The sequence below is a fragment of the Saccharomonospora glauca K62 genome, assembly GCF_000243395.2.
Lineage (GTDB): Bacteria > Actinomycetota > Actinomycetes > Mycobacteriales > Pseudonocardiaceae > Saccharomonospora > Saccharomonospora glauca.
The window spans coordinates 18,004-44,726 of sequence record NZ_CM001484.1; the positions used below are offsets into that span (position 1 = coordinate 18,004).

32 protein-coding genes are annotated in these 26,723 nt (G+C 68.9%); 10 read left to right on the top strand and 22 right to left on the bottom strand.

Annotated elements, in window-relative coordinates; genetic code table 11:
- Window positions 1–54: 54 nt before the first annotated feature.
- The 14 genes from SACGLDRAFT_RS00090 to arsM form a co-directional block, all read right to left on the bottom strand.
- A complete protein-coding gene (locus SACGLDRAFT_RS00090; protein ID WP_005460709.1) occupies window positions 55–1,839 on the bottom strand; it encodes a TraM recognition domain-containing protein in 1,785 nt (594 codons plus the stop codon).
- 26 nt (window positions 1,840–1,865) lie between these two features.
- On the bottom strand, window positions 1,866–2,351 hold the full coding sequence (locus tag SACGLDRAFT_RS00095; RefSeq protein ID WP_005460710.1) for a hypothetical protein: 486 nt from the start codon (window positions 2,349–2,351) through the stop codon (window positions 1,866–1,868).
- Window positions 2,352–2,424: 73 nt separating this feature from the next.
- Complete coding sequence (locus tag SACGLDRAFT_RS00100; protein ID WP_005460711.1) at window positions 2,425–3,915, bottom strand: TraC family protein; 1,491 nt, start codon at window positions 3,913–3,915, stop codon at window positions 2,425–2,427.
- The gene (locus tag SACGLDRAFT_RS00105; RefSeq protein ID WP_005460712.1) at window positions 3,912–4,718 is read right to left on the bottom strand and encodes a hypothetical protein; all 807 of its coding nucleotides are present in this window, start codon (window positions 4,716–4,718) and stop codon (window positions 3,912–3,914) included. The genes SACGLDRAFT_RS00100 and SACGLDRAFT_RS00105 overlap by 4 nt, the downstream gene beginning before the upstream one ends.
- Before the next feature lie 109 nt (window positions 4,719–4,827).
- Complete coding sequence (locus SACGLDRAFT_RS00110) at window positions 4,828–6,294, bottom strand: PrgI family protein (protein WP_005460713.1); 1,467 nt, start codon at window positions 6,292–6,294, stop codon at window positions 4,828–4,830.
- A 3-nt stretch (window positions 6,295–6,297) separates the two neighbouring features.
- The gene (locus SACGLDRAFT_RS00115; RefSeq protein ID WP_198283519.1) at window positions 6,298–7,584 is read right to left on the bottom strand and encodes a conjugal transfer protein TrbL; all 1,287 of its coding nucleotides are present in this window, start codon (window positions 7,582–7,584) and stop codon (window positions 6,298–6,300) included.
- A gap of 63 nt (window positions 7,585–7,647) precedes the next feature.
- Entirely contained in the window at window positions 7,648–7,917 is a 270-nt protein-coding gene (locus tag SACGLDRAFT_RS00120) for a DUF6112 family protein (protein ID WP_051036155.1), read from the bottom strand.
- 122 nt (window positions 7,918–8,039) lie between these two features.
- Complete coding sequence (locus tag SACGLDRAFT_RS00125; protein WP_005460716.1) at window positions 8,040–8,306, bottom strand: DUF6112 family protein; 267 nt, start codon at window positions 8,304–8,306, stop codon at window positions 8,040–8,042.
- Window positions 8,307–8,337: 31 nt separating this feature from the next.
- Entirely contained in the window at window positions 8,338–9,027 is a 690-nt protein-coding gene (locus SACGLDRAFT_RS00130; RefSeq protein ID WP_005460717.1) for a hypothetical protein, read from the bottom strand.
- A 403-nt stretch (window positions 9,028–9,430) separates the two neighbouring features.
- Window positions 9,431–10,402, bottom strand: a complete 972-nt coding sequence (locus tag SACGLDRAFT_RS00135; protein ID WP_005460718.1) for an arsenic resistance protein — start codon at window positions 10,400–10,402, stop codon at window positions 9,431–9,433.
- Entirely contained in the window at window positions 10,399–11,130 is a 732-nt protein-coding gene (locus SACGLDRAFT_RS00140) for a MerR family transcriptional regulator (protein WP_005460719.1), read from the bottom strand. Before SACGLDRAFT_RS00140 ends, SACGLDRAFT_RS00135 begins: the two co-directional genes overlap by 4 nt.
- Before the next feature lie 58 nt (window positions 11,131–11,188).
- Window positions 11,189–11,596 carry an arsenate reductase ArsC gene (locus tag SACGLDRAFT_RS00145; protein WP_005460720.1) on the bottom strand — a complete coding sequence of 136 codons (408 nt, stop codon included), beginning with the start codon at window positions 11,594–11,596 and terminating at the stop codon, window positions 11,189–11,191.
- Window positions 11,593–12,687, bottom strand: a complete 1,095-nt coding sequence (arsB, locus tag SACGLDRAFT_RS00150; protein ID WP_040919423.1) for an ACR3 family arsenite efflux transporter — start codon at window positions 12,685–12,687, stop codon at window positions 11,593–11,595. Before arsB ends, SACGLDRAFT_RS00145 begins: the two co-directional genes overlap by 4 nt.
- Before the next feature lie 68 nt (window positions 12,688–12,755).
- On the bottom strand, window positions 12,756–13,583 hold the full coding sequence (gene arsM, locus SACGLDRAFT_RS00155; RefSeq protein WP_005460724.1) for an arsenite methyltransferase: 828 nt from the start codon (window positions 13,581–13,583) through the stop codon (window positions 12,756–12,758).
- Between the two features lie 95 nt (window positions 13,584–13,678).
- On the opposite strand from arsM, the gene SACGLDRAFT_RS00160 reads away from it, so the two are divergent.
- From SACGLDRAFT_RS00160 to SACGLDRAFT_RS21450, 3 genes are all read left to right on the top strand, one after another.
- Window positions 13,679–14,053, top strand: coding sequence for an ArsR/SmtB family transcription factor (locus SACGLDRAFT_RS00160; protein WP_005460725.1), 375 nt, complete (start codon window positions 13,679–13,681; stop codon window positions 14,051–14,053).
- Between the two features lie 483 nt (window positions 14,054–14,536).
- Entirely contained in the window at window positions 14,537–14,974 is a 438-nt protein-coding gene (locus SACGLDRAFT_RS00165; protein WP_005460727.1) for a hypothetical protein, read from the top strand.
- Window positions 14,971–15,408 carry a recombinase family protein gene (locus SACGLDRAFT_RS21450; RefSeq protein WP_051036157.1) on the top strand — a complete coding sequence of 146 codons (438 nt, stop codon included), beginning with the start codon at window positions 14,971–14,973 and terminating at the stop codon, window positions 15,406–15,408. The genes SACGLDRAFT_RS00165 and SACGLDRAFT_RS21450 overlap by 4 nt, the downstream gene beginning before the upstream one ends.
- Window positions 15,409–15,484: 76 nt before the next feature.
- On the opposite strand, the gene SACGLDRAFT_RS00175 is transcribed toward SACGLDRAFT_RS21450, so the two are convergent.
- The gene (locus SACGLDRAFT_RS00175) at window positions 15,485–15,796 is read right to left on the bottom strand and encodes a helix-turn-helix domain-containing protein (RefSeq protein ID WP_157608736.1); all 312 of its coding nucleotides are present in this window, start codon (window positions 15,794–15,796) and stop codon (window positions 15,485–15,487) included.
- Window positions 15,797–16,117: 321 nt separating this feature from the next.
- Between SACGLDRAFT_RS00175 and SACGLDRAFT_RS00180 the strand changes: the two genes are divergently transcribed.
- The 3 genes from SACGLDRAFT_RS00180 to SACGLDRAFT_RS00190 are packed head-to-tail and all read left to right on the top strand — an operon-like array spanning window position 16,118 to window position 18,403.
- Entirely contained in the window at window positions 16,118–16,327 is a 210-nt protein-coding gene (locus tag SACGLDRAFT_RS00180; RefSeq protein ID WP_005460730.1) for a hypothetical protein, read from the top strand.
- 5 nt (window positions 16,328–16,332) lie between these two features.
- Entirely contained in the window at window positions 16,333–17,496 is a 1,164-nt protein-coding gene (locus SACGLDRAFT_RS00185; RefSeq protein WP_232284017.1) for a cupin domain-containing protein, read from the top strand.
- Window positions 17,489–18,403 (top strand): sucrase ferredoxin, encoded by a 915-nt coding sequence (locus SACGLDRAFT_RS00190; RefSeq protein WP_005460732.1) that lies wholly within the window; start codon window positions 17,489–17,491, stop codon window positions 18,401–18,403. Before SACGLDRAFT_RS00185 ends, SACGLDRAFT_RS00190 begins: the two co-directional genes overlap by 8 nt.
- Before the next feature lie 30 nt (window positions 18,404–18,433).
- Here the strand turns inward: SACGLDRAFT_RS00190 and SACGLDRAFT_RS00195 are convergent, their stop codons facing one another.
- The 4 genes from SACGLDRAFT_RS00195 to SACGLDRAFT_RS00210 form a co-directional block, all read right to left on the bottom strand.
- Window positions 18,434–18,874, bottom strand: a complete 441-nt coding sequence (locus SACGLDRAFT_RS00195) for an iron chaperone (RefSeq protein ID WP_005460733.1) — start codon at window positions 18,872–18,874, stop codon at window positions 18,434–18,436.
- A gap of 82 nt (window positions 18,875–18,956) precedes the next feature.
- Window positions 18,957–20,123: a DUF418 domain-containing protein gene (locus SACGLDRAFT_RS00200; RefSeq protein WP_005460734.1), complete on the bottom strand. Its 1,167-nt coding sequence runs from the start codon at window positions 20,121–20,123 to the stop codon at window positions 18,957–18,959.
- A 90-nt stretch (window positions 20,124–20,213) separates the two neighbouring features.
- A complete protein-coding gene (locus tag SACGLDRAFT_RS00205) occupies window positions 20,214–20,855 on the bottom strand; it encodes a response regulator transcription factor (RefSeq protein ID WP_005460735.1) in 642 nt (213 codons plus the stop codon).
- Window positions 20,852–22,063 carry a sensor histidine kinase gene (locus tag SACGLDRAFT_RS00210; RefSeq protein ID WP_232284019.1) on the bottom strand — a complete coding sequence of 404 codons (1,212 nt, stop codon included), beginning with the start codon at window positions 22,061–22,063 and terminating at the stop codon, window positions 20,852–20,854. Before SACGLDRAFT_RS00210 ends, SACGLDRAFT_RS00205 begins: the two co-directional genes overlap by 4 nt.
- 121 nt (window positions 22,064–22,184) lie before the next feature.
- Here SACGLDRAFT_RS00210 and SACGLDRAFT_RS00215 point away from each other — a divergent pair, with 121 nt between their 5' ends.
- Both SACGLDRAFT_RS00215 and SACGLDRAFT_RS00220 read left to right on the top strand, forming a co-directional pair.
- A complete protein-coding gene (locus SACGLDRAFT_RS00215; protein WP_005460737.1) occupies window positions 22,185–22,724 on the top strand; it encodes a DUF2020 domain-containing protein in 540 nt (179 codons plus the stop codon).
- A 180-nt stretch (window positions 22,725–22,904) separates the two neighbouring features.
- Window positions 22,905–23,348 (top strand): DUF6918 family protein, encoded by a 444-nt coding sequence (locus tag SACGLDRAFT_RS00220; protein ID WP_005460739.1) that lies wholly within the window; start codon window positions 22,905–22,907, stop codon window positions 23,346–23,348.
- A gap of 86 nt (window positions 23,349–23,434) precedes the next feature.
- On the opposite strand, the gene SACGLDRAFT_RS00225 is transcribed toward SACGLDRAFT_RS00220, so the two are convergent.
- Entirely contained in the window at window positions 23,435–24,109 is a 675-nt protein-coding gene (locus tag SACGLDRAFT_RS00225) for a hypothetical protein (RefSeq protein ID WP_005460740.1), read from the bottom strand.
- 91 nt (window positions 24,110–24,200) lie between these two features.
- Between SACGLDRAFT_RS00225 and SACGLDRAFT_RS00230 the strand changes: the two genes are divergently transcribed.
- Together SACGLDRAFT_RS00230 and SACGLDRAFT_RS00235 are read left to right on the top strand one after the other, a co-directional pair.
- Window positions 24,201–24,758, top strand: a complete 558-nt coding sequence (locus SACGLDRAFT_RS00230; protein WP_005460741.1) for a peptidylprolyl isomerase — start codon at window positions 24,201–24,203, stop codon at window positions 24,756–24,758.
- A 114-nt stretch (window positions 24,759–24,872) separates the two neighbouring features.
- A complete protein-coding gene (locus tag SACGLDRAFT_RS00235) occupies window positions 24,873–25,817 on the top strand; it encodes a rhomboid family intramembrane serine protease (RefSeq protein WP_040919433.1) in 945 nt (314 codons plus the stop codon).
- Here the strand turns inward: SACGLDRAFT_RS00235 and SACGLDRAFT_RS00240 are convergent.
- On the bottom strand, window positions 25,799–26,224 hold the full coding sequence (locus SACGLDRAFT_RS00240; RefSeq protein ID WP_005460743.1) for a PH domain-containing protein: 426 nt from the start codon (window positions 26,222–26,224) through the stop codon (window positions 25,799–25,801). The two genes, SACGLDRAFT_RS00235 and SACGLDRAFT_RS00240, sit on opposite strands and share 19 nt — an antisense overlap.
- Before the next feature lie 47 nt (window positions 26,225–26,271).
- The gene (crgA, locus tag SACGLDRAFT_RS00245; RefSeq protein ID WP_005460744.1) at window positions 26,272–26,538 is read right to left on the bottom strand and encodes a cell division protein CrgA; all 267 of its coding nucleotides are present in this window, start codon (window positions 26,536–26,538) and stop codon (window positions 26,272–26,274) included.
- Between the last annotated feature and the right edge of the window lie 185 nt (window positions 26,539–26,723).

Here is a 26,723-nt window from a genome sequence, read left to right on the forward strand (position 1 = left end):
CGGCCACCCGTGCGGTGGCCGTTGCATCAGCGAGGTGTTCTCGCCGACTACCGATCACTCGGCCGACGCCGACTCTGCGGACTGCGCGGCGGGCGGTTCGCCGGCTTGCAGGAGCTGTTCGATCTCGGCACGGTCTGCGGCGAGCTGCTTCCCGTCGGGGCGGGCCGGCCACCCGGTGAGGTCGGTGATGATCGGCGGCGCCGATCGCAGCAGGGTGACGGCGGTGCCGAACGGGAGCGTCCTGATCCGGTCCGGCGGCATGATCGCGACCCGGCGCACCGATCTCTGGTTGGAGCGGGAGCCGTAGTCGCCGACCGTGGTGGAGTCGGTGAGCTCGTCGCGCTCCCCGATCAGCGTGGAGAGGTCTTGCAGGTCTTTCGAGTTGGAGGCGCCGCCGAGGATGAGCTTCACGATGGAGGCATCCCAGATCGCGCCGGCCTGGTGCTCTGACCATTTATCCCGCGCCTGCGCGAGCGACTGCAGCACCGCGAGGGTCGTCACGCCGCTGCCGCCGCCCTCGGCCATGAGCGTCGGCAGGCTGGGAAGCGGCGCCAAGTTGCCGACCTCGTCCAAGGCGAGCAACAACGGCGGGTCGAGTCTCGCCCCGGTGGAGCGGGCGGCCATGCGCCGCGCGGTCTCGATGAGGTCTTCCACCAGAGCGGCAACGAGGGAGGCGCTGTTGCCGGCGCCGGCGCCGGTCGCGAGCAGGAACAGCGTGCCGCGGTCTCTGATGAACGCTTCCGGGTCGAACTCTTCGCCTTCGGCCGGGGATACGGTGTCGAGCACCCGCGGGTCGGAGAGTGCGGCGAGGGAGAGGGAGACGCCCTGCCAGATCGAGTCGCGGGTGCGCGGGTCGGAGTCGATCATCGACGCCAGCGCGTCATTCCACCCGACTGCGGCGTCGGGATGGTTGGTGAGGATCGCGACCGCCTCGGCCGCCGCGGTGGGGTCGAGGGTCCAGCGGAACAGCTCGACCGGCCTCCTACGATCCAGGGCGGCGGCATGCAGCAGGCATTGCAGCGCGACGCGGGTCTTGCCTTCCCAGAAGTCGCCGCCCTCGACGCCGCCCGAGGCGAGGCCGGTGGCCGACGCGAGACCGGCGGCGCGGATCATCGCGGTCTGCGGTGACTCGCATCCCCGGATAGGCGACCACCGCAATCCAGCGGGCAGCCCCTCGGCAAGATGTTGCGGGTCGAAGACCGCGACCGGGCCGATCCGCGCCCTCGCCCGCAGGCATGCGGTGAGGTTATCGGGGCGGGTGCTCGTGGTCACGACCGCGCCGGGCGCATCCAAGATCATCGGGATCACGACGTGGAGGCCTTTCCCGCTTCTCGGGGCTCCGAGGAGGAGGATGGAGTCTTCGACGCTGGCCCAGATCGGGCGGCGGTGCGCGGTGCCGAGCCGGTAGCCGACGTCGGCCGGTTCGGGGGTGTCGAGTGAGGGGCGCAGGTTTCCCGCCCGGCGCATGAGCGCACGGGTGGAGGCGACCTGGGCGATCTCGTGCCCGGTCGCGGTGCCCTCCTGCCGGTGCGGGTCGCGCATCGTGTGGCGGGTGTGCCGACGCAGCAGCGACCACACCCACAGCACGACGGCGATGACGACCGCGAGGAGCAGCGCGGTGACGATCCAGTACACGACCGGGCTCAGGCCGGGCACGCCGAGCTCGGCGCCGGGATTGCCGGGGTCGAAGAACACCGCGACGCCGCCGGTCAGCCCCGAGGCCGGTTGCGGGAGACCGGAGAGAAACGCGGCCACGGTGCCTGCGACGCGCAGGATCAGCGCGAGCCCGAGCGCCGCCCCGACCCCGCCGAGGAGGATGTTGGTGAGCTCGTCGCCCATTGGTGCGGGCTGGCGGCCCTGCCCGTTCACGACAGGCCCCTGATCGTGATCGTGCCGGAGACGCGGCCGACGAGGATCACCTCGCTCGCCCCGGCACCGGTGATGTGCTTCGGGTCGATGAGGGCACGCACCGTGCCGTGGTGGGAGGCGTCGGTGTGCCCGGTGATGAGCGCGACGGCGACGTCCTCGCCGGGAATGAACCCGTCGCCGCCCTCGACCAGCACCGGCGCAGCCGGGCGGCTCTTCTTGACGGGCTTCGCCGCCGCGGGCTCCGGCTCCGGGGCCGGTTTCGTGCGGGTGGTGGCGGGGAGGATATCGGTGAACGTCGAGCCGTCGCTCTCGCGCACCTCGACCCGTACCGGTATCGCCCGGTCGCCCGTCACCTGGTCGACGAGCTGCCCGAACATGGCTCGCGACCACGCCTCGACACCCGCGGGCGGGGCGACCGGGGCGAGGTCGTGGGTGGCGGTGAGGGTGCCGTCCTCGTGCACGACGAGCAGCAACAGTGGCATCGAAACGGGAACAGGAGTAGCGTCGGAATCGGCAGGTTTCATGCCTGCCAGGTGCGCCCGCGGCTTCGGGGGTTCAGGTGCGTGCGGCGGCGCGAGATGACGTGTCGAACAACGCCAGTTCATCGGGGTGCAACTGGTGCTGGATCACGAAGCTTCTCGACTTGATCTTCCACAGCCCCTGCCCGACGCCGAGCCCGGTCAGTAGTTTCCGCTCCGTACCCGACAGGCCCAGCGAGGCCCCGGTGAGGGCGAGCTGATCCGAGGACTGGCGGTAGACGATCCGGGTCTCCGCGTTCGCCAGCAACGAGTTGGCGAGGGAGCGCATCGCGCTCCCGGCGTCGCCCACGTTCTCCAAGTCGGCGATCCGATGGAAGATCAACATGTTCGCGATCCCGTAGGCGCGGGCGAGGCGCCAGTGCGCATCCATCCGCTTCAACAGGGCGGGGTGTTGCATCAGGCGCCAGGCCTCGTCGTAGATGCACCAGCGCTGCCCGCCTTGCGGGTCCAGCAGCGCCGATTCCATCCAGGCCGATGAGCAGGTCATCAGCACCGAGATCAGCGTTGAGTTCTCAGTGACGCGGCTGAGATCGAGGGAGATCATCGGCAACGTCGGATCGAACTTCTCCGTGCTCGGCCCGTCGAACAGCCCCGCGAGATCGCCGCCGACCAGACGCCGGAGCGCGTGGCCGACCATGCGGCCGTCCTCAGCCAGCTGGCCGTCCGGGTCGTTCGACGGGGCGAGGAGGTGGTGCACGACCATCGGCAGCGTCGGCACGCTGTTCTCCCGCACCGTCTGCGCCAGGGCCGTGTCGATGGCGGTGTGTTCCAGGGGGCTCATCGGGCGTTCGAGCACCGTCTCGGTGAGCGCGCCGACCAGATCGCGACGCCGCGATGCGACCGTGGCGGCCCACTGCTCGTCGTCCATCGACGCCGGCCGGTACCCCTCATCGAGCGGGTTCAGCCGCGTGGAGAGGCCGTGGCCGAGCTTGATCGCCCGGCCCCCGACCGCCTCGGCGACGGGGGTGTGCTCGCCTTTCGGGTCTCCCGGCACATACACGCGCCGCCCGAACGCCAGCGACCTCGTATACAGCGACTTCGCCAACGCGGACTTGCCCGATCCGACGATGCCGGCGAGCACGAGGTTCGGGGCGGTGATCTGGCCTTGGGCGTAGAGCACCCAGGGGTCGTAGACAAAGCTCCCGCCGGAGTAGAGATCCTGGCCGACGAACACGCCCTGAGAGCCGAGGCCGCCTTCGGCGAGGAACGGGTAGGCGCCGGCGAGCACGGCGCTGGTGTCCTGATGCCTGGGCACCCGGAACCGGCCCGGCGTCCTGAGCGAGGCCGGCCCCGGCTCCCCGGCCGAGGGCAGGTACTTGGTGGCCTTGCGCTCGGCACGCTCCGCGGCGGCCTTCTCGCGTGCTTCGGCCCGCTGGGTGCGGTGCTGTTCGGCGACGAGCTCGGCGGCCGCCATACGGCGTTGCTTGCGCAGACGTCGCCGCTCTCGGGTGGGGGTGACGAGCACGGAGGTGTGCAGCCGCTCCGCCTCCCGCTGCGGCCCGGTCATCGGATGATCCCACGGGCCTCGGCGACCTCGGAGATCGCGTCGGGCAGGAACCACGACGCCCCCTCCCGCCGCTCACGCCCCCGATGCCGACCCCGCGCCGGCTCACCCGTGACGGGCGCCTCGGCTGCCGGGGCCTCGACCTCGGCGGGGGTGTCGATGCCGAGCAGGGCCGGGTCGGGCAGGGCGTCGATCTGCCGGGTCAGCCCGACGTAGCCGAGGTCGGGGCTGTAGGTGAGCGCGTAGACGTCACGGGTGGCGACCCGATCCGCCGGGGTCTGCGGCGGGGCGTCGTAGACGTAGCCGTTCTCCAGCGCGGCATCGACCGTCTCGTCGCCTACATCCCAGCCGGCCAGGAACTCGATTGCCGCGTCCGTGCCCTGCCGGTCGATCATCTCCATCACCGGGTCGGCCTCGCCTCCCTGGAGGAACACGACGCTGATCCAGCGCTCATCGCGAGCGGGCTGCCAGGCGATCTGTCCGGCACGGTTGAAGGCCCGGTCCAGCGTCGAATCGGCCCGGTCGACCAGCGCCGAGGCCTCCTGGAGTGCGGCGGCCGCCTCGAACGCGAGCTGGGAGCCGGCGGCCGGGTCGCCGTCGTCGGTGCGGGCGCGGCCGGTGTGGTGCTGGTGGGCGCGGGCGAGCTGGTCGAGCACCTGCCCCAGCCGGCGGGTGGTCGCCAGCGTCTCCCCGATGATCGGATACAGCACCTCGGGGTCCTCGATGTGCTGGGTCGCGTGCGCGAGACCCCGGATGGCTTCTGAGGCCTCGCGTGCGTCGGCGTGCGGGTCGGAATAGGTCGGCATAGCGGGCTCCCTTGAACTGGTGGACATGGCAAGCGCCCCGACCCCGGAGGTGAGGGAGGGTCGGGGCGCTGTACCGGCCAGGTGCGCCCAGCCACGCCGGTCATGCCGCTCAGACGCGGCGTGCGAGCGGGAGGGCTGCGGCGGTGAACGCGGCCGCCTGCTGCCCGACCAGCAGCCGGGTTTCGCAGGAGGACTGGATCGCTGCCTGCTCGATCGCGGCGACCGCCGAGTCGAGCTCATCGCTCGTCGGCGCAGTGATGGCGATCAGGCCCGTGTACCTGAGCAGCCCGTGTCCGGCCGTCAAGTCGCTCTCCTGCCGGAGCACGTCCTGATACTCCGCCGACTGGCTGGCGTCCTCGATCTGCCCGATCCTCGCCCGCTGTGCCTGGTCCGAGATGTACTCGACTTTCTTCTTGCGAATGTCGCGGACGGCCTGGTCGGTGCGCATCGGCGTGCACAACAGCGAGATGGAGCGCTGGACGCCGGTGGAGAGCATCACCGGGGCGAGGAACCCCGGATAGGTCATCGCCCGCGGCCACTCCGATATCCACAGCACCGCGTGATACCCGGAGTCGGTTCTGAGCCGATCCCAGGTCTCGACCACCGCGACAGGGCCGGCGGTGGCGAGCTGTTGGCCGAGCTGCCCGTGCCGTTCCAGGGTCGGCCCGATCGCGGGATCGTAGGCGGTGCGCAGCATCACCGCGATCTCCCCGGTCGACAGCCACCCGGACGGGTCCAAATCGGCGGCGCGGAGCGCGGCGAGCAGGGTGCTCATCTCCTGGCGGAGCACGTTCGCCGCCCCCCTGATGCCGCCGCCTGCGGTTCTGATCTGCCGCCCCGCTGCCCGCATATCGAGGCTCAGCGACAGTGTGGTGGCGTGGCGTTCCCCAGCGGGGCCGGCGCGGTCGATGAGCTCGGCGTAGGTGGTCGCGACCCAGGAGCCGTCAATCGGCGACCCGTGCGCGGACCACCATTCCGCGAGCCCTTGCCCCGAGTCGGGCAGGGTGCGCTCCAGCACCTGCAAGGCGCTGACCCGACCCGAGCGGCACACCGTGGCAAGCACCCGCCCCCAGGAGGTGACGCGGCGATGCTGCTCGGCCGGATCAAGCAGCACGAACGCAGGATGAGTGACCCCGACAGCGACCGTGAGGGTTCCGCTGGTCGGGTCGTGGATCATGCCGGCGCCGGTCTCCGGGTCGACGTACTCCCGCAGCCGCGCCATATCCCCAGGGAGCGCGAGCGTGCCCTCGGGCCTGGGGGCGACGATGCGGCGCCGGTAGAGGAGCTGCCCGCCGGTGGTGCGCCACGCCCACCATGCGCAGACCGGCACCCATTCCACGAGCGGGCGCCCACCGACTCGCACCCAGGCGACGACGATCGCGAGCACCCAGATCGGTGCGGAGTATGCCAGCAGGATGCCGCCGCCCATGTAGAAGGCCAGGACGAGGGCGGCGCCGCCGATGCCGACCGCGATCATCTGCGACACCGACAATCCGAGGATCACGCCCCGGCGCGTCAATCTGCTGAACTTCACCGGCTCCAGCTCGGTGCCCGTGGTCTGTTCGGTCGAGGCCATGAGCTACCCCTTTCCGTCCGTGGGCGTCTTCGGCAGCGGCGGTGAGGGCGGAGGCGGCGCACTCCCGCCGTTCCCGCCGCCGTTGTTGCCGCCGTTGTCGGCGTTGTAGGCGGTGGCTTCGGCCTGCTCGCCGAGCTGACGGCCGGCTTTCGGCCCCGCCTCGGCGCTGTCCTTGGCGACCTTCGCGGCGGCCGTGGCGACGATCACCGGCGCAGGGCCTGGCGTGGGCCCGGTGCCGCCCGGCGCGGGTGTCTGCTCCGGCGACGGCGAGGGAGACGGGGCCGGGGGCTTGCCCTTCGGTGCTTGACCGCCGCCGTTGCCGCCGCTCTTGTCGTCGCCGCCTCCGTCGAGGACTTTCTTGGCGTCGTCGCCCTTCGGTTTCGTCGGCAGCGGCACGGGCCGGTTGAGGGCGTTCTTGGCGTCCTGCTCGGACCCGATGCTGTTGTAGAGGTCGAAGCCGACGAAGGAGATGAGGCGGTACACGAGGTAGGGGCTGAACGCGGCAATGCCCATGAGGACGATGCCGGCGATGGGTTCGGTCACGGCGGTCAGATCGGTCGTGATCGGGGTCGCGACCTGGGTCACCGCGACCAGGAAGACCACGACGAGCACGAGCTTGGAGACGCACAGGGCGACGAGGAACATGGCCCATTTGCCGATCCAGCCGCGCGTGGCATCCCAGGACGCGCCGGACAGGGCGAGCGGGGCGAGCACGACGCTCACCAGGATCAGCGCTTTGCGAATCAGCAACGTGAACCAGACGATCCCGACCGCGGCGATCATTAGACCGGCCAGGAAGATGCTGATGATCGCTCCGACGCCGGGCGCTGCGATGTTCAGGGCGGCCAAGGCGTTCGCGAGGAGGAAGAGCTTGTCACCCAGGGTTTCGGTGGTCTCGCCGGCTGCTTGGACGATGCCGATCGAGAGCTGGTCGACGGCCTCTAGCAGCAGGGTCGTCAGAGTGAGGACGACGAAGCTGCCGAGCACGGATTTGCCGGCTCCGAGCGCGGCTCGGCTGAGCGCGCCGGGGTCGCGGCGTATGAGGCCGGTGATGAGCTGAAGGCAGAAGAAGATGACGATGACGAAGATCGCGATGCCGAAGACGATGTTGTAGACCGACACGAAGCCGTCGTGGGTGAGATCGACCAGGGTCGTGGACTCGAACACGGTCCACATGGCTTCCATCAGCCAGGCCGCGGCCCCGGCCATCGAGGAGGCGAGCCAGTCGAACGGGGCGGCGATCAGGGAGGCAGTGCCTTCGCCGACCGCGTCGCACACGTTCGAGATCACGGGGATGTCGCAGACGCTCACGCCGCTACTCCTTTCCGAAACGGTGGTGGTGCCGAGTGGCGGCTAGACCTGCTGGCCCACGCCCCAGAAGAAGTTGATGAGGGCGACTGACGCGCCGCACACGACGGCGGCGCCGCAGGAGATGAGCAGGCCCGTCTTGCCGCGGCCGGCAAGGTGGGGGTTGGAGCTGTTGGAGCCGTAGGCCCAGACCACCGCCGAGATGATGAGGGCGAGGACGGCGAGCACCAGGCCCACGGTCATCACGGCGCCGACGATGGTGCGGAGCTGTTCGATGCCCGGCAAACCGCTGGAGTTGGGGTCAATGTCAATCACGGCAAGTCCTTTCACGACACGAGTGGATGGATGCCGTGAGGTGTCCTGCACGTCACGGCGCCCGTTCCGCGGGGAAGCCGGAACGGGCGCAACACGAAGGAAGAAGGCAGCGGCGGATGGGGTTAGAGCTGTTCGCCGACCGAGATGAGCCAGTTGATCCAGGCGACACCGGCGCCGGCAAGGATCGCGCCGCCGAGGGAGACGAGCACCCCCATGCGGCCTTTGGCCGCCATCTGGTAGTTGCCGTGGGCGGAGCCGACCGCCCAGGCGATGGCGGAGACGATGACCATGAGCACGGCGACCACGAGGACGAACATGAGCAGGGCGCCGGCGATCTCGCGCAGCTCGGCGATCCCGCTCAGCCCCTCGAAATCAGGGAAGACATTCATGCCGACAGGTGCTCCCCGCACTCTCGGCCGGTCAGAGGCTCCGCGCCGGCCCGTGATCCTCGTCGAGCTCCGACGCCGCGAACGGTGAGAGCTCGCGTGCCGGCCGCTCACGCAGCGATAGACCGGCAGCGTCCGGGCGCTGTTTGGCCCACTGGCGGAGCAGGGCGGCGTCGTCGTTCCATTCGTCGCCAAGGGTGTCGGCGTAGCCGCGCCGGGTCACCCATTGGCTGTGCTGGTGCGGGTCGTGCTCGCGGTGCCAGTCCTTCGCCTGCTCGAACCTTCCCTCGCGCACCCGTGCCAGCGAGGAGACGTAGCCGACCACACGGCCAGGCAGCTCGGGCCCATCACGCAGCTCACGCCAGTAACGGATGAGCTGGGTTTCGTCGCGCTCCCGCTCGTCCTGGTTCACGGTGAGCACCGTGGCGCGCACCCAGGTGGCGTCGTGCCGGTCGCCGAGCCAGGCGATCGCCTGGGCGAGCTCGACCGTGCGGCGGTCCTCGGCCGGCATCGGGTCGTCGCGGTGCTCGCGCCACAGCGCGACCGTCTCGCGCTGCAGCCGCTCATACGCCTCGCCGTCCTCGCTCAGGTCGGCGACGAGAACGGCACGGCTCCACCGTGCGTAGTCCTCGGGGCGGGTCAGGGCGAGCCAGGCCTGCGCCTGCTGAATCTCGATCAGCCGCGCCCGCCCACCGGCCGGGCTTCCGTCATCTGCGGTATCCATACCGGCAGGTGCACCCTTACGAGCGAGCCGCGCTTACATGAGATGTACGAATCGTGCATCAGATGCAATCGGTCAGAACGCCCGGTTTCCGCGCCCTACCAGGCCAGACAGCGGTGCGGCCGGGGCTATTCGGGTGGTTGGAACATCGGCTAGTTCACTGGCAGGGTCGGATGATCGAAGTGCCGGAATAGCTCTGTCGGCAAGCTCGGCGGACTGGGTGTTGCAGCGGTGCGAAGTCTCATGCCCGATAGGTGCGCCACGCGGTCGTGGCGTGCCGACGGTGCGTCTGAGCCGCGTTGCGTGATGGACGAACCTTGGTGCGGCCCCGAAGTAGCCGGGCGGCGATCTGAGAGTGGCCGGTCTGACCGGAGGCCGGTCTCGTGGCGAACCGCGTGCTGGGTGGTCAGTGCTGTGGGACCGGGTCGCGGAAGAGGATGCGCGGGACGAACCAGAGGTAGAAGACCATGCCGAACAGTTCGACCAGGGATTGCATGACGATGACGATCGCGGTGACCTCCCACCCCGCGGGCAGGGAGAACGCGAAGGGCAGCACGATGAAAGAGTTGCGGGTGCCTAGCGAGAACGCCAGCGTCCGCCCTTGACCGGCAGGAAGACGGAAGGCGAGGCTGAGGAGTTTCGCGATCACCAGGGCTGCGGCGAGGAACGCGACGGCGATGCCGACGACGATGGGCAGCAGGCGCAGGTTGTCACCGACCGCGCTGACGTGGGCGGTGGCGACCAGCAAGATCACCACGGCGAGCAACGGCACGGGCCACCAGCCGAACCGTTCCACCGTGCGCCCACGGCTCGGGCTCTTCTTCGCCCAAGCCTCGGTCAGCGCGGCCAGTCCGAGCGGGGCGAGGACGACCAGCAGCGCGGGCCAGACGTCGGCGAGAGCGAATACGGAGGCGAAGTCGATATCGGCCATCAGCCCCAGATACAGCGGCAGCAGCAGAAGCTGGAGGATCAGGGTGATCGGCGTGAGCGCGGTGGCGCGGGTGGCATCGCCGCGGCCGAGTTGGCTGAAGGTGATGAACCAGTCGGTGCAGGGCACCAGCAGCACCAGCAGCAGTCCGAGCCGCAGTGCCTCGTTCTCGGGTGCGAGCTGCACCAGAGCCCAGACCAGCAGCGGGATGATGACGAAGTTCCCGACCAAAGCAGTCGCGAGGAAGCGTCCGTCCTTGAACGCCGCCGGGATCGAGGCCAACGGCATCTGGGTGAAGGTGGCGTAGAGCAGCAGCGCGAGCACGGGCCAGACCAGGGTCTCGGTGAGATGCCCGGCGTCGGGCCAGAGGGTGCCGGTGAGGAGTCCTGCGGCGACGGCGGCGAGGTAGAACCAGACCTGGTGGCGTTCGAGGGTGTCGCGGCCGATCAACGCGGAGCGCTCTCGGTCGGGCTCGACTGTTCTGTACGACCGGGGATGAGCTCGTCCAGCATCGGCATCCCCTCCGGTGGTGCGGTGATGGTCAGCGTGAATCGCGGCCCGTTCAGGGCGATATCGAAGGAGAAGAACGGGCAGCACTCCTGCTCGGCGACCGCCAACGCGCTGACCTCGCCGAGGGCAGCGATGGGCAGGTCGACCCGGACGCCCCCGGCCACCGGGTGCAGCGGCGCATCGGCCAGCGCCTCATGCCACTGGGCAATGCGGTCCTGTTGCCCAATGCCGAGGGAGCAGGCCACCGGGGGTGGAGGCGGTGGCGCTGGTGCGGTGGCGAGGAAGGCGCAGTCCGGGCTGCACCGCTCGGAGCGGTCGGGCAGTTCATCCAGATGTTCGATCGCGGCGGCCAGGGCGTGGCGGGCCTCGGAGAGCTCACCGATCCCGGCATCGATCTGTTCGAGCTGGTCGCCCAGCAAGGGCCGCAGCCGTGCTTTGACGGTGGCGCACGGGTCGGATTCCCACACGCTCAGCAGCGAGGCGATCTGTTCCAGGGGCAGGTTCAGTTGCTTGGCGGCGTCGATGAACCGCAACCGCTCCAGGGTCTCGTCGTCGAAGAGGCGGTACCCGTTCGGGGCACGCTGTGGGCGCAGCAGGCCGAGGTCTTCGTAGTAGCGCAGCGTCGTGGGAGGCACCCCGCTGCGGGCTGCGACCTGGGATATGCGCATCGTCTCCACACCATCAACGGTAAACGTTCGAGTCGACTCGAAGGTCAAGGCCGGTCGTTCATGCCGTGAGCTCGGTGATGAGGTCGCGGACGCGAGACTCGATCTGATCGCGGATCGTGCGCACCGCCTCGAGCCCAAGCCCGGCGGGGTCGTCGAGCTGCCAGTCCTCGTAGCGTTTGCCGGGGAAGATCGGGCAGGTGTCACCGCAGCCCATCGTGATCACCACATCCGCGGCTTTGACGGCATCGGTGGTGAGCAGCTTGGGTCGTTCGGTGGTGATGTCGATGCCGACCTCGCGCATCGCCTCGACCACGGCGGGGTTGAGCTGGTCAGCGGGTTCGGAGCCCGCGGAGCGGACCTCGACCTTCCCGGCGGCGTGGTGGGCGAGGAGGCCGGCGGCCATCTGGGAGCGTCCGGCGTTGTGGACGCAGACGAACAGCACCATCGGGGCGGGTTGGGTGGTCATCGTGCCTGACTTTCTGTGTGATAGGGGTCGGTGTGGAACCAGCGTCGTGCCGTCCACAGGGAGACGTAGACGAGGCCGACCAGGACGGGCACCTCGATCAGGGGGCCGACGACCCCGGCCAGGGCTTGTCCGCTGGTGGCGCCGAAGGTGCCGATCGCGACGGCGATGGCGAGCTCGAAGTTGTTGCCCGCCGCGGTGAACGCCAGCGTCGTGGAACGGGCGTAGCCGAGGCCGAGGGCTTTTCCGAGCAGGAGGCCGGCGAACCACATGAACGCGAAGTAGACCAGCAGCGGCAGCGCGATCCGGGCCACGTCGAGCGGGTTCTGGGTGATCGCCTCGCCCTGGAGGGCGAACAGCAGCACGATCGTGAATAACAGCCCGTACAGCGCCCACGGTCCTATGCGCGGGATGAACGTCTCCTCGTACCAGGCCCGGCCACGGCGCTTCTCGCCGATCCACCGGGTCGCGAACCCGGCGATCAGGGGCACGCCGAGGAAGACGAGGACGTTGAGCGCGATCTGCCCGACCGAGACGTCCAGGCCCTGGGTGTCCAGGCCGAGCCAGCCGGGAAGGATTGTGAGGTAGAACCAGCCAAGTACGGAGAACATCACGACTTGGAAGATCGAGTTGATCGCCACCAGCACCGCGGTGGCCTCCCGGTCACCGCAGGCCAGGTCGTTCCAGATCACGACCATCGCGATGCACCGGGCTAGGCCGACGATGATCAGTCCGGTGCGGTACTCCGGCAGGTCGGGTAGCAGCAGCCAGGCGAGGGCGAACATGACCGCGGGTCCGACCAGCCAGTTGAGCACGAGTGAGGAGATGAGGAGTCGCTTGTCTCCGGTGACGGCGGCGATCTTGTCGTAGCGGACTTTCGCGAGCACCGGGTACATCATCACCAGCAGGCCCAGGCCGATGGGCACCGAGATGCCCGCGACCTCCATGCCGGTGAGCACGTCCGCCAGGGCGGGAACGAAGCGGCCGAGCAGGAGCCCGGCGATCATCGCCAGCCCGATCCAGACGGGCAGCCACTTATCCAGCGTCGACAACCGCTTCGGGGTCGCGGCCAGCGGCATCGTCGCGGTGCTCATGCGGGTGGAACTCTCGGGCGGGGGCATCGGTGTGCTCGGTCTCCTCATCGGGGGCGTGCGGGGCGGGGTCAGGCGGTGGGCTTGGTCGCGCGGATGATCGCGGCGTGCATTCCGTCGGCGGCCTCGTGGGTGAACTCCACGCTCGCGCCGGTGAACCCGGCAGCGGTCAGCCCGTCCAGGTACTCGGTCTTCGACAGTGCTCCGGCGATGCAGCCGACGTAGGAGCCGCGCTCGGCCCGCTCGGCCGGGGTGAGCCGGTCCTCGGCGACGACATCGGAGACCCCGATCCGGCCACCGGGGGCCAGGACGCGGAACATCTCGGCCAGGACGACCGGCTTGTCGGTGGAGAGGTTGATGACGCAGTTGGAGATCACCACGTCCACCGCCCCGTCGGGCAGGGGCACGTCTTCGATGGTGCCCTTGAGGAAGGCCACGTTCTCCGCGCAGGCCTCGGCCTTGTTTCTCTCGGCCAGGGCGAGCATCTCGTCGGTCATGTCCACCCCGTAGGCGAACCCCGATTTGCCGACTCTGCGGGCGGAGAGCAGCACGTCGATGCCGCCGCCGGAGCCCAGATCGAGGACGCGTTCGCCCTCGTGGAGCTCGGCGACCGCGGTGGGGTTGCCGCAGCCCAGACTCGCCTCGACCGCCTCAATCGGGAGGCCCGCGGCCGTTGCCTCGTCGTAGAGGCCGGCACCGAAGCTCCGCTCGGTAGGAGCACAGCACGACGACTGATCAGCGTCGGTCCTCTCCTCACCAGTAGACGTGCTGGCGCAACACGAGCTCGGCTGGGTTTCTTCGGCCAGGAGGTCGGCGTTGCGGGTTCCGGTGGCGACCGCGGTCGCGGCCTGGGCGTAGCGGGCGCGGACCTGCTCGCGCAGCTCGGTGTTCTCGCTCATCGTGTGCTCCATTCGGGTCGGTGGGCTTCGGGGCTACATATTGATGTTCGTCGATGTATCGACAGTTGTCAATGCGTGGCGTAGGATCAGGGGTCATGACGACTTCACTGCCGCTGATCCCCGCCGCCGACACCGCGGGTGGCTGCTGCGCGTCGGTCACGGGCGGGGTGCTCGCGGTCGAGGACGCGCAGCGGCTGGCGCGGATGTTCAAGGCCCTGGGCGATCCGACCCGTGTGCGGTTGCTGTCGATGATCGCCGCGCAGTCCGGCGGGGAGGCGTGCGTGTGCGACCTGACCGAACCGGTCGGCCTGTCACAGCCCACGGTCTCGCATCACATGAAGCAGCTCGTCGACGCTGGTCTGGTCACGCGTGAGCAGCGCGGGAAGTGGGCCTATTACGCGATCGTTCCCGAGGTCCTGACGATGCTCTCGGCAGCCCTCGACCCGGAGACGCTACAAGCTGGCGCTTGATGCAATGCATCCTTCGCAAGACCAGGTCCGAAGCGAGGCCGCACGCTAGAGTCGGGCTTGTCACACTGCCGCAGATCGGCGCGATTCCGCCCTGCAGCAAGTGCATGAATCGTGCATTAGATGGAACTTCCGACATTACTCGATGACGGAGATGTGGAGGTGGTCGTAGTGGCCCCCGGTCACGTTACCGGGGTCGTGCATGCCGCCGCCGTTGTAGTCGCGCCACCCGCTGCCGGGCGACCAGATTTCGCCTTGCCAGATCAGGTAGGCGATGCCGAGGATGTCGGTGTGCTCGATCAGCCAGTCGGTGACCTCCCAGCCGTAGTCGAGCTGTGTCGGTGTCGGGTACTGGCCGATCGCGTAAACTCAAAAGTGAAGCGGAGCCATCCCAACCACTGCTGTTCTTCGGAACTTCTCCCTTCGGGGCCCACCAACACGCCGCTTCTCGAAACCATTCGAAGCGTGTTGAAGGAGAGGCCCCTGATGTTGCTCATCATCTGGCTCGTCGTAATCTTCGTCATCCTCGTGGCGCGCCGCCCGCGCACCCGAGGCCCGATCAGCCGGCTCATGCCCACGAACCATCTGGTCGATGCCGTGCTCTACACCCGGCGAGGCGTCAAGTGGGGCATCCCGGCAATGCTCCTCGCCGCGCCCTACCTGTTCATCGCCGTGATGTGCCGCGGCTTCATCGACCAGGGCGGCCCCGGCTGGCTCAACCTCCTCGTGATCTACGGCATCTACAACGCCACCAAGATCGCCTGGATCGGCCCGATCAGTGTCATCTACCTCGCCCGCACCCGCTTCCTCGAACGCCTCGCCCGCAAGCGTGCGGAGCGCCAGGAACGGGAACAGGAGGCAGGAGAGGCGCAGAGTCAGTACGTCGCACCGCAGGACGAGCTCGCGATGACGGGAGGCGCATGATGAAGGCCATCGCCTACGTCCGCTGCGCCTCACCGAACCCTGACTACGAAGATGCGCAGAAGCGCAAGTGCGTCAAGTACGCGCAGGAACACGGGCTCGACATCATGCAGACCTACTCCGAAACGGGGATACCTCGCAGCCTGTCCGAGCGGCTGCTCGCGGCCGTGGCCGAGCATCGAGCCGAAGCCGTGATCGTGAAAGACGCAGCCCGTCTCGGCCGGAACCCCGCCGAGTACGCCCGGCTCACCGATGCGTTCCGAGCCGCGGACGTGAAGCTCTGCCTCGCAGACCTCAACCGCGCACCGGGCTTAGGGTCGTTCGAGGCCCGGCTGCTCGCCACCATTGCCGCTATCGAGGACGAACTGCTCGAAGAGACAGGAATGCTCGAAGAGGACGCCTGCTCACAGGACGACGAGCAGGACCTCACTCGCTGACCACCCCGACACAAGGAGGCCCCCGGCTCAGCCGGGGGCCTCCTTCGTGAGACGGGTCGAGCCGTCGCGGTCCGGTCTACCGTTCGCGACCGTGGCAGTCACGAAGCGTCACGCCTGCCGCGATCAGGTGGTTGCGCACCGTTCCAGCGTCGAACCCCACCTTCTCTCCAACGGTTGCCAACGACTCTCCCTGCGCGTAGCGGCTGCACATCTCGCCCACCTGCTCAGCAGAAGGGCCTTCCCGTCGAATCTTGACGCCGCGAGCACGCAGATGCCCCGCGAGCCGCTGGCGGCTGACGCCTAGGTCGCGAGCGATCACGCTCAGCGTCTCCTTCGCCTCGTAGCGACGCTCCGCTTCCAGCATCATCGCGTCCGTCAGCCGAGGCACCGGGCGCGGCTGCTTCCTACTGTGCGCGGCCGCGGTGCTCGCCTTCGGCAGCGGTCGAAGGCGGATACTGGGGTGGACGAGAACAAGCATCTGGAGGTCTGGGGCAAGGTTCGAACACTGTCGCCCCACTTCCACAGAGTTCGTTCCACGTGTTCGCACGGGGTCGTGAGTCCGGCGCGACCGTCGTGCCGGTTCCGGCGGCCCGAATCCGTGATCTATTTGTCGTCTCACCCGGCTGACCACCGCCCGTTTCAGCCTCCAATCCGGGGGTATCGGTAGGTCGTACGAAAGTACTCGGCCTGCGAAGAGCCTGGAGGCGTCATGGGAGCGGACCGTCCGTTGCGGGACGATGACATGCAGACCGTCGGGGGAGGTGGCACCGGCCCGAAGGGCGGGGACTCCGACAGCACCGTCCGTGGTGTCGACACCGATGCGAAGGACGCCGACAACGACGTCAAGGACGCCGATGCCGACGCGGTCGACGCGGACAGCGATGCGACGGACGCCGACGCGGACAGCACGGATTCGTGAGCTTCGTGAGGCCGACCGTGGCGGAGGCCCTCGAACGATGTGTCGGTGACGTCGACCGGTTCGCCCACGAGGTGTGGGGGCGACGGTTCCGGGTGCACGAGTCGCCGGGCGGCGGGTTCGACGACCTGCTGAGTCTCGACGACGTGGACGAGTTGCTGACCCGGCACTCGTTGCGCAGTCCCGCCTTCCGACTCGTGCGCGACGGCCGGACGTTGCCGCTGTCGGAATGCACGCGGACGACTCGCATCGGCGGTACGGCGGTGACGGGTGTCGCCGATCCCGCCCGGATCCTGGCCGCGATCGAGGACGGCGCCACGCTGGTGTTGCAGGGGTTGCACCGGTACTGGCCCCCGCTGGTCGACTTCTGTCGGGAGCTGGAGCTTGAGCTCGGACATCCTTGCCAGGTGAACGCCTACGTGACGCCACCCGGCGCCCAGGGGCTACGGCCGCACGTCGACACGCACGACGTCTTCGTGCTGCAGGCGTTCGGGACGAAGTCGTGGCAGGTATGGCGCACCTCGGAGGCCGGGACGGACGACGTCGAAAACGTCGAACTCCGCCCCGGAACGGCCCTCTACCTGCCCACGGGTACGCGCCACGCGGCCAGAGCGCAGCATGCCGTCTCCGGTCATCTCACCGTCGGGATACATCCCACGCGGTGGCGGGATTTGATCGAGGCCGTCGTCGCGCGGCTTCTCGACGATCCGGTGTGGGAGGCTCCGTTGCCGGTGCGCTACCACCGGAGCCGGGACACGGTGGCCGACGAGCTGGGACGCCACCTGAAGCAAGTGGGAGCCCAGCTGATGACGGCCGACCCGGCCGAGCCCGTGGAGCGGCGTGTCGAGCGCTTCCTCACGAGCCGGGCGCCGATGCTGCGCGGTGGGCTTTCCGACCGCCTGCGAGTGTCCGCCCCGGAGGACTCCGATCGGCTACGGCGACGTCCGGGGGCGGTGTGCGAGCTGCGTGCCGGCGAGGGCGGGGTCCTGCGGCTCCTCCTCGGCGACCGGGAGCTACGAGTGCCCGACCGGCTCGAACCGGTGATCCGGGAGATTCTCGCGCGCGAGACGTTCGTGGTTCGGGACCTGGCCGACCGACTCGATCGGGACAGCCGCCTGGTCCTCGTGCGGCGTCTCGTGCGAGAGGGACTGCTTGAGGTCGTGGATGCCTGAGCCTCCGGTGCGTTGTCGTGACCGCAGTGTGGAACTCCACGAGTCGCTGTACGGCACCGCGTCCACGGTGCGCAGGTGGGTGCTGTTGGAGGAACCCGGCCCGTGGGGACCCGACGCGCTACGTGACAACCGGCTTGACCAGCGCCTGATGACTCGGCTGCGTGAGGTGACGCGTTCCCTGCGGATCCGGGTGGCCCTCGTTCGCCGGGTGCATCGCCGTGGGGGCGTGACCAGGGAGCGCCGCCGGTGTCTGCTGGCCCGGACCGACCGTGAGGGCTGCTGGGTGGAGGAGGCGGTCCTCAACCGGCTCGACCAGGTGTTGGAGTTGGACTTCGAGTCGCTGGCCCTGGGCCGGTCGCCGGGGTTGCGGAGGATCACGCACCCGCTCTACCTGGTCTGTACTCACGGCTCCCACGACCCGTGTTGTGCCGAACGCGGTCGAGCGGTGGCGCGAGCGTTGGCCGACGAGCGTCCCCGACAGACGTGGGAGGTCTCGCACATCGGCGGGGACCGCTTCGCCGCCAACCTGCTGGTGCTTCCCCAGGGCCTCTACTACGGGCGGGTGCCCCCGGACGCCGCCGTCCGCCTCGCCCGCACGCACGAACGTGGAGAGGTCGAGACACGCCACTTCAGAGGACGCACCGCCTACGACTTCGGCGTGCAGGCGGCGGAATGCCTGCTGCGGGAGCGGACGGGCATTCGTGGGATCGACGACTTGCCGCTGTGGTCCGCCCGCAGTGAGGGGCACGAGACCGAAGCGGTCTTCACGGCCCCACGGGGAGGCTTCTACCGCGTACGCGTCCGCGGCACGCCTGCCTCCGTCGAGCGAGCACTCACGTGTCGTGCCGGGCGGTTGTCCACCCCACCCGAGTACGAACTCGTGGAGTGGCACCTCGAACCGGCCTGACCGCGACGACCGTGCCCGGCACGGTGTCCCTCAGCCGACCGCGCGCCGCACGAGGGCGGCGATGCGCTGTTCGACCTCCGGCGTCATGCGCGTGAGTGCGAATGAGGTGGCCCACATGTCGCCGTCGTCGAGCTTCGCCGTGTCGTTGAAGCCGAGCGTGGCGTAGCGGGCCTTGAACTTGTCGGCGTTCTGGAAGAAGCAGACGACCTTGCCGTCGAGCGCGTAGGCGGGCATCCCGTACCAGAGTTTCGGTGCCAGCGTCGGGGCGTTGGCCTTGACGATGGCGTGGACGCGCTCTGCCAGCTCGCGGTCGGAGTCGGACATCGCGGCGATCTTGTCGAGCACGTCGCGCTCGGCTTCTGCCGCCTTGTCCGCGCGTGACCTACGGCGTGCCTCCTTCTTCCGCTCCTCGGCGTGCTCCTTCATTGCGGCCCGTTCCTCGGCCGTGAACCCTTCGTAGGCGCGGCTCATGCTTCGTCCCCTTTCGTCGTGGCCTCGGAAGTCAACGCTAGGCGCGGGATGCCGTCCGTGCTTCTCGATTCCTGACCGGTTCTCACCCGTGGTGGGCGACCCGATTGGGCCGCCCCGCGTACAGGCGGTGCAGGACGAGTTCCAGCGGGCCGCGGGTGAAGCGCCGCAGCCACAGCGTGGCCAGGGCCGCCAACAGCGCGCTCACCGCGGCCCATGCCGCGACCACCCACCACGGTCGGGCGTCGGCGAGTGTCGTCGCGAGGCCGAACCCCCAGCCGTAGCAGAGCACGCTGCACACGAGGTTCTGGAGGACGTAGCACGACATCGCCGCCCGGCCCGTCGCGACGAGTCCCCGCCCGAGCGGGCCCGGCCGAGTGCGTCGCGCGAGCTCCGTGACGGCCGCGAGCAGTCCGAACGCGACGATGGGCGGCAGCACGTAGCGGTCGACGAAGAACCACTCCGGGCCCGCGAACGCGGTGACGAGGTTCAACGGCAGGCCCACGCCGAAACCGATCGTCATCATGCGGCGCCGCAGGTGGGCGCCCCGGTCGGAGTCCTCGAACACACCTGCTCGCAGGACCTCGATCCCGGCGAGGAACAGCACCGTGGACAGCGGGACGATGAGGAGCAGCTCGCTGCGGAAGTAGGCGGCCAGGTCGATGCGGGTGAGGACCTGGTCGACCCAGCTCGCCGACGCGTGGCGGTACGCGTCGGCATCGGGGTCGTCACCGCCGGAGGACAGCGCCCCGGAGTGCGCCGCCGTCGTCAACAACCCGACCAACGTCAGGTGCACGACCGCCGCGAACGTCATCCAGGCCCGCCGTACCCCGTCGCGGCGGGAGACCAGGAACGCCACGTGCACCGACACGAGCGCGTAGCCCATGAGCACGTCGAACTCGAAGATCAGCAGGTAGTGGAGCAGACCTTCGGTGAACAACAGCGTCGCCCGCAGCAGGTAGCGGCCCGGCCAGCGCCGCCCCCTGCGCAGCGCCGACCGGTACTGGAGTTCGACGCCGACGCCGAACAAAATGGACAGCAGCGCGAGGAACTTGCCGTTGGACAGGGTCAGAAGGACGGTCTCGACAACCCCGGAGTTCGCGCCGGGGTCCGTGGCCACCCAGCCGAACGCGCCCCGAGGGTCCGTGAAGATCCAGATGTTGGTGCCCAAGGTTCCGAGGATGGCCACTCCCCGCGCGAGGTCGAGAGCGTCGATGCGTTGCCCGGTGGAAGATGCGACATGGCTGTTCACAGTGCGGGCAAGGTACGGAACTTCGTGCGTGCGCGGCTCCACTCGAGGGTGGAGATCGGGATGGAGATTCGGGTGGAGGTCGGGGCCGGGTCAGTCCCGGACCAGCCCCGCCCGATAGGCGTAGCGCACCGCGTCGGCCCGATTGCGTGCGCCGATCTTGGCGAAGGCGTTGTTGATGTGGGTCTTCACGGTGGTCCGGGCGATGTGGAGCCGCCGGGCGATGTCGGTATTGGACAGACCGGTGCCGATGAGCGTCAGCACTTCCCGTTCCCGCGCCGTCAACCCCTCCGAGCTCACGCGGGGGCGGGGACGCTCGGCCAGGGCCGCCACCAGTCGGCGTGACACGTCGGCGGTGAAGGTGGACTGCCCCGCGACCACGGCCTTCAACGCGGCGTGGATCTCGGCGCGGCCGGTGTCCTTGGTCAGGTAGCCGCGTGCTCCCGCCGTCAGTGCCTCCCGGAGGGAGTCGTCGTCGGAGTAGGTCGTCAGCACGAGCACGGCCACGTCGGGATGTCTCTCGTTCACCAGCCTGGTCGTGGCGACCCCATCGAGAACCGGCATGCGCAGGTCCATGAGGACCACGTCGCAGTCCTTGCGCCCGAGGATGTCGAGCACGCCCCGGCCGTCGCCGGCCTGGCCCACCACGGTGACGTCGTCCATGAACTCCAGCAACGCGACCAGCCCCTCGCGCACGAGCTGCTGGTCGTCGGCGACGACGACGCGGATGGTCATCCGGACACGGCCTCCTTCGGGGATTCGTCGGCGAGTCGGGTGGGCACCGTCGCGGTGACCGACCAGCCGTCGGTGTCGGGTCCGGCCGTCAACGTTCCTCCGCAGAGGGCGAGCCGTTCGGCCATGCCGGTGAGCCCGAACCCGGTACCGCGCGTGACCGGGGTGTCCGTGGTGTTGTGCACCACCACGCGGACGGCCGTGTCGGTGTGGTCGAGGGTGACCGTGACGGGGGCGCCGCGCGCGTGTTTCGCGGCGTTGGTCAGTGCCTCGCGAACGGCTCCGAGCAAGGCCACCGTCGCGGCGGACGGCAACGGTCGTGCCCGCCCGGAGCGGCGGAAGGTGACGGGAACCTCGTGATCGCGCTCGAAGGCGTCGACGAGTTCGGCGATCGCCTCACCGAGCGCGGGCACGTCGCGGCGCAGAGCCGACACCGCTTCCCTCGCCTCGATGAGCCCGTCGGTGGCGAGGGCACGACACCGACGGAGGCGTCGCAGCACCGAGTCCGGGTCCTTGCTCGCCTCCAGCTCCGCCTCGGCGACCTCCAGTTGCACCCGCAGGGCTCCCAGCGAGTGCGCCAGGACGTCGTGGAGTTCCCGCGCGATGCGCGTGCGTTCGTCCAACGCCGCCGCACGGGCGTGTTCACTGCGGGCCAGCCGGGTCTGTTCGAGGAGGAGTTCCGTCTGTCGGGCGCGGAGCTGGTACTGCCTGCGGTTGATCCCGATCAACAGCACCACCACCACGACGAGGGACGTGGACACGAGCGTGGCGATGTCCGCGTCCGCGACCAGGCCGGAGACCGTCGTGAGACCGAGGTCGGCCACACCCACGGCCATGATCGTGCGCGTGGAGGGAGCGGGATGGGAGGCATACACGGCGAGTGCCATCGCCGCCACCACGAACACGGCGAACTCGCCCGCCATCTCGGCCGCCGACGCGAGCAACGAACACAGTGCCAGCGCGGTCGCCGCCGCGCGGGGACGGCGTGGGGACAGGACGACGAACGCCACCCAGCACGCGAATGCGCCGACGAGGGTGACTCCCAGCCACAACGGTGGTCCGGACACCAGGATCTCCACGAGAGCCCACCCGAAGAGCAGCAGCGTCAGCCCCTCGGCCACCCACCACGAGCGCCCGTGGTGATCGATGAAGCTCGACCGAGCCGACACACGCGCGAGGTCCACCGGACGCGGTGCCCGTGTTCGAGCCACTCGTTCTCCCATGTCGTCGGACGTTTCCGGACGCAGTATGGACCGGCCCTCTCCCGTCATCGGGCCGGAACCGACCGGTGTCCGTGGTCGAGTCGATCACGTCTGGTTCACTGTGCCACTTATGCGCACAAGCCTTGTCGTGATCGGTGCGGCCGTCGCCGCGTTGGTGTCCGGCTGCGGGGAGACCACCCAGTCGCAGTCGGGGGAGCCGTCGGAAGTCGTGGAGTCGAGCAGCACGGAATCGGCGGTGGCTCTGCCGCCGGAGCCGAAACCGGAGACCGAGCGGGAGTGTCCGTACCTCGACACCGAATTCGTGGCCCAGACCAACGGACAGCGGGTCGGCAGCGTCAAGACGTCCGCGGACGACACCAATCCGGCGTGCTTCTTCTACCGCCCCGACGGTGACGTCCAACTCACGGTGCGGGTGTATGAGGGGGAGGAGGAGGTGGCGCGTGCCCTCGTCGACGACGCGGCGCCGGTGGCGACCTCGAACCCGACCTCGCAACCGACGGGCTGGGAGGGCGGTTACGAGTCCCGTGACGACGGTGCCGTGTACGCGGTCTCCAAAGAGGGATACGCCGTCGTCGTGACCACGAATCAGCAACAGAGCGTGAAGGCTCGGACGGTGGCGATCGAAGCCATCACCAGGCTTGGGTTCTGAGAGTGACGGCAAGACACCGCTGCGTGCAGCCCAATTTGATCTTGTATTAGGGTTACGCGCACGCGCAGGCTCACCCCCAAAGGCAAGCCCCTACCGGGTTACCGGTTACTGGGTGCATGCCTACGCCGCTAGGCGGCCCTGCGACCGAATCGTGGAATCAGACTATGAAGGATGGGATCCGTGGCTGACACCCTCAAGGAAATCCTGCTCGACTCCAGCCGTCGCTCCACCGTGGTGGCTGACCTCCAGACCCTGATCGACGAGGAGGTCGCGGCCAAGAGCGGTGTCTCCGGCACCGTCATCAAGACCGGTTACGCGGCCGTCAAGAAGATCAAGCCGGGCATCATCGGCGCCGCGGTGGACAGCCTGCTGGACGACTTCGTCGCCGCCCTTGAGCCGATCTACGCCGACTTCAAGGCGAGCGGCGCGAGCGACTTCGGCTCGTACCTGCCCACCCGGTCGGACGCCGCCGATGCCCTGCTGTCGGTGACCGACGCCCGCGCCGAGAAGAGCGACCGCGAGAGCATCAAGAAGGTCTACAACAAGCTGCGCCCGAAGGGCAAGGAGAACGTCGAGGAGGCTCTGCCGCGGCTGGGCAAGCTGATCGACAAGCACGCCGCCTGATCGACGTGGCGTAGCGAGCTCGACCCCCGAAGGACATCGTGGGCTGTCCTCGGGGGTCGAGTCGTATCTCCTGCCGCACGAGCGCGTCAGCTCTTGGCCGACTTGCTGGCCTGGGCGGCCTTCGTGTTGTTCGAGGACGACTGCTGGTCGGGCGCCTTCTCCGAGTTCGGGGCCTTCGCGGAGTCGGACGACGCCGAAGTGGTGGGCGGGGTCGGAGTGTCGGTGCTGCGCGGCGGCACCGGCGCGATGGCCGGCTCCTCCCGCTGGGACCTCATCGCGTAGGCGGCGGCACCCGCCAGGGCCGCCAGGGCCAGCAGCCAGGGCCACTTGCGCTTGGGGCGCTTGCCCATGCCGTGCTTGGACATGGCCTTCGCCTCCGCGATGGCGGCCTTGAACTCCTTCTTCGCTGCCCGGAACTCGCGCTTTGCCTTACGGCGCGACTGGCCCGCCGCCTTCGCCGCCTTGATCGCGGCCTTCTTGGCCTTGCGGCTCGGGCCCCGCAACTCCTCCCGACGCTGTTCGGCGAGGGAACGTACGTCTTTTGCGCTGCGCATGGCTTCCTTCCGGGTCTGTGCGGCCCTGCGGGCGAGTTCCTTACGAGCGATCTCGGTGCCTTCGCTCAGTCGTTGTTCCGCGGCTTGTGCGGCCTGCGCCGCCACGTCGGCGCTCACCCTCCCGATCTCGCGAGCGCGTTCCCGCAACGTGCGCGTACCGTTGCCGGTGTCGTTCAGGACTTGGGTGGTTCGACCCTTCTGTCCCATCGGCCTCACCTCGTCATTCATTGGTCTGCATAGCGTGTGCCCCTGTAGCTCATCCTGCCCCGCTCCTGGCGATCGTGCCGTGGATGGCACGATGAATCGCGTGACTGACAGCAACGCAACCCCCAGTGGCGGGAAGATCAGGGCCACCCTGCACACCAACCGAGGCGACATCCGCCTGGTGTTGTTCCCGGATCACGCGCCGAAGACGGTCGCGAACTTCACCGGTCTGGCCGAAGGCACGAAGGAGTACACCCAGCCGAACGCCAAGGGTGAAAGGTCCGGTCCGTTCTACGACGGCTGCATCTTCCACCGGGTGATCGACGGCTTCATGATCCAGGGCGGTGACCCCACGGGCACCGGCCGCGGCGGGCCGGGCTACAAGTTCGGCGACGAGTTCCACCCGGAACTGCAGTTCAACCGGCCGTACCTGCTGGCGATGGCCAACGCGGGGCCGGCCACGAACGGGTCGCAATTCTTCATCACCGTGGCCCCCACGCCGCACCTGAACTTCAAGCACACGATCTTCGGCGAGGTGGCCGACCAGGAGTCGCGGAACGTCGTCGACGCCATCGCCCGTACCGCCACCGGTCCGGCCGACAAGCCACTGGAAGACGTCGTCATCGAGCGCGTCACCATCGAACGCGGCTGAAAGGTGCCCGGCACCAGGTAGGTTGGTGGTGGGCCACGCGCGCGGTCGTGGGCGCGTGGTGTGACCATGCCGTGGACGGCCGCCGGTCGTGAGCGCAGGAGTGTCGACAGCACTGTGACAGAACCCCCCAACCCCCCGCCGTACGGGCAGCCCTCACAGCAGGCGTTGCCGGGTTGCTGGTGGCACCCGGCGCGGCAGACCGCTCTGCGCTGTGTGCGCTGTGACCGGCCCGCGTGTCCCGACTGTCTGCGGGAGGCCTCGGTCGGGCACCAGTGCATCGACTGCGTGACCTCGGCGCAACAACACCACCGTGCCCAGTCGGTGGCCTACCGGAGGGCCGGCTACGGGGAGCGCACGGTGGCGGGGGCGCGGGTGCCGGGGCGACTCGTGGTCGTCCCGCTGTTGATCGCCGTCAACGTGGTGGTCTACGCGCTCACGGCCTTCCAGGCGGGCGACGTGATGAACAACTATCTCTCGCCCGTCTTCGCCGACGGTGTGTTGTGGCCGGAGGCCGTGGTCCTGATCGACGAGTGGTGGCGACTGCTCACCTCGGGGTTCTTGCACTACGGCCTTCTGCACCTGGCCATGAACATGCTGGCGCTATGGGTGCTCGGGCGGGATCTGGAGATGCTGCTCGGGCGAGTCCGGTTCCTGGCCGTCTACTTCCTGTCGATGTTCGCCGGCGCCGTCGCGGTGTTCGTGTTGGGTGAGCCGGGGACGGCCACGGCGGGGGCCTCGGGCGCCATCTACGGGCTGATGGGGGCGGTTCTCGTCGCGGTGCTGAGGTTACGGCTGAACCCGACGACGGCGATCGCGATCATCGTGTTGAACGTCTTCTTGAGCATGTCGATCCCCAACATCTCGCTGCTGGGGCATCTCGGAGGACTCGTCGCCGGTGCCGTGGCGATGGTGGCGATGGTGTACGCGCCCGAGAAGAACCGGGCCGCCTACCAGTCGGGCGCGTTGGGAATCCTGGCGGTCGCCTTCGTCGGGCTCGTCGTCTACCGCGATGCGCAGCTCGCCGAGCAGTTGTGCACGCTCTACTCGGTGTGCGCCTGACGCAGCCGTAGGAGTTCGTCGTACACGTCTTTCGGATCGGTGCCGAGTTCCACCCACCCGAACACGGTGAGCCGGTCGTCAGCCTCCAGTTCGACGGACTCGGAGTCGCGGCCGTACCGTTTCGTTCGGGTGAGGCGCACGGCGACCTCGGACCACGGTAGTGTCCGGGTCCCCGTAAGAGTGCGCAGGCGAACGCCTCGCCCGTCGGCGGCGAGTCGGGGGCGGACCACGGTCCCGTGCAGTGACAGGGCCGCGAGCGCGGTGGTCACCACGCCGAGAAGGAGGGTGCCCGGACGGTCGTCGGCGTCGACGGTCCAGGCGAGCGCGCCGGCCGCGGCCACCGTGAGAGCCCAGCCGACACCGACGAGCGCGGGCCTCGGAGCCCAGGCCCGGACCGAGTTATCCACAGGGTTATCCACAATGGGGATGAGTTACACGGCTGTGTTTCCCCTGGTCAACGCCAACGCATGGTCATCAACAGACCGGTGATCATGAGGGCGAAGCCGATCGCGAAGTTCCAGCTGCCGAGCTCGGTCATGAAGTCGATCTTGTGACCCGCCAGGTAGTTGACGACGAGCCACGCGAGACCGAGCAGCATCAACCCGAACATCACGATCTTGTAGATCGGGTGCGACGGGCCCGCCGCCCGGACCTTCACCGGGGTACGGCGATTCGGCGGCGGTGTGTACACCGTCTTCTTGCGAACCTTGGACTTGGGCATCGGAGTCCTCGCGTGCTGTCGGGCAAAATGATCGGCAGTGCGCAACTGCCACTTTCTCAACACGTTAACGTAATCGGACAGGCGCCAGAACCGGGGAGCGAGCGCCGGTCAGCAGATCGTGATCACCTTGCGCCGCTTGCGCGAGAGGAGCCCTCTTGTCGAGGTACGAGGACCCGGAGACCCGC

Coding starts and splice junctions, on each gene's coding strand:
- arsB (WP_040919423.1), bottom strand. CDS start 12,687: ATGAGCACCGCGACGATGCCGCTGGCCGCGACCCCGAAGCGGTTGTCG.
- SACGLDRAFT_RS00215 (WP_005460737.1), top strand. CDS start 22,185: ATGCGCACAAGCCTTGTCGTGATCGGTGCGGCCGTCGCCGCGTTGGTG.
- SACGLDRAFT_RS00230 (WP_005460741.1), top strand. CDS start 24,201: ATGAATCGCGTGACTGACAGCAACGCAACCCCCAGTGGCGGGAAGATC.
- SACGLDRAFT_RS00225 (WP_005460740.1), bottom strand. CDS start 24,109: ATGGGACAGAAGGGTCGAACCACCCAAGTCCTGAACGACACCGGCAAC.
- arsM (WP_005460724.1), bottom strand. CDS start 13,583: ATGAGCGAGAACACCGAGCTGCGCGAGCAGGTCCGCGCCCGCTACGCC.
- SACGLDRAFT_RS00195 (WP_005460733.1), bottom strand. CDS start 18,874: ATGAGCCGCGCCTACGAAGGGTTCACGGCCGAGGAACGGGCCGCAATG.
- SACGLDRAFT_RS00165 (WP_005460727.1), top strand. CDS start 14,537: ATGTTGCTCATCATCTGGCTCGTCGTAATCTTCGTCATCCTCGTGGCG.
- SACGLDRAFT_RS00190 (WP_005460732.1), top strand. CDS start 17,489: ATGCCTGAGCCTCCGGTGCGTTGTCGTGACCGCAGTGTGGAACTCCAC.
- SACGLDRAFT_RS00090 (WP_005460709.1), bottom strand. CDS start 1,839: ATGGGCGACGAGCTCACCAACATCCTCCTCGGCGGGGTCGGGGCGGCG.
- SACGLDRAFT_RS21450 (WP_051036157.1), top strand. CDS start 14,971: ATGATGAAGGCCATCGCCTACGTCCGCTGCGCCTCACCGAACCCTGAC.
- SACGLDRAFT_RS00180 (WP_005460730.1), top strand. CDS start 16,118: ATGGGAGCGGACCGTCCGTTGCGGGACGATGACATGCAGACCGTCGGG.
- SACGLDRAFT_RS00125 (WP_005460716.1), bottom strand. CDS start 8,306: ATGAATGTCTTCCCTGATTTCGAGGGGCTGAGCGGGATCGCCGAGCTG.
- SACGLDRAFT_RS00095 (WP_005460710.1), bottom strand. CDS start 2,351: ATGCCACTGTTGCTGCTCGTCGTGCACGAGGACGGCACCCTCACCGCC.
- SACGLDRAFT_RS00145 (WP_005460720.1), bottom strand. CDS start 11,596: ATGACCACCCAACCCGCCCCGATGGTGCTGTTCGTCTGCGTCCACAAC.
- SACGLDRAFT_RS00160 (WP_005460725.1), top strand. CDS start 13,679: ATGACGACTTCACTGCCGCTGATCCCCGCCGCCGACACCGCGGGTGGC.
- SACGLDRAFT_RS00100 (WP_005460711.1), bottom strand. CDS start 3,915: ATGACCGGGCCGCAGCGGGAGGCGGAGCGGCTGCACACCTCCGTGCTC.
- SACGLDRAFT_RS00130 (WP_005460717.1), bottom strand. CDS start 9,027: ATGGATACCGCAGATGACGGAAGCCCGGCCGGTGGGCGGGCGCGGCTG.
- SACGLDRAFT_RS00105 (WP_005460712.1), bottom strand. CDS start 4,718: ATGCCGACCTATTCCGACCCGCACGCCGACGCACGCGAGGCCTCAGAA.
- SACGLDRAFT_RS00205 (WP_005460735.1), bottom strand. CDS start 20,855: ATGACCATCCGCGTCGTCGTCGCCGACGACCAGCAGCTCGTGCGCGAG.
- crgA (WP_005460744.1), bottom strand. CDS start 26,538: ATGCCCAAGTCCAAGGTTCGCAAGAAGACGGTGTACACACCGCCGCCG.
- SACGLDRAFT_RS00110 (WP_005460713.1), bottom strand. CDS start 6,294: ATGGCCTCGACCGAACAGACCACGGGCACCGAGCTGGAGCCGGTGAAG.
- SACGLDRAFT_RS00140 (WP_005460719.1), bottom strand. CDS start 11,130: ATGCGCATATCCCAGGTCGCAGCCCGCAGCGGGGTGCCTCCCACGACG.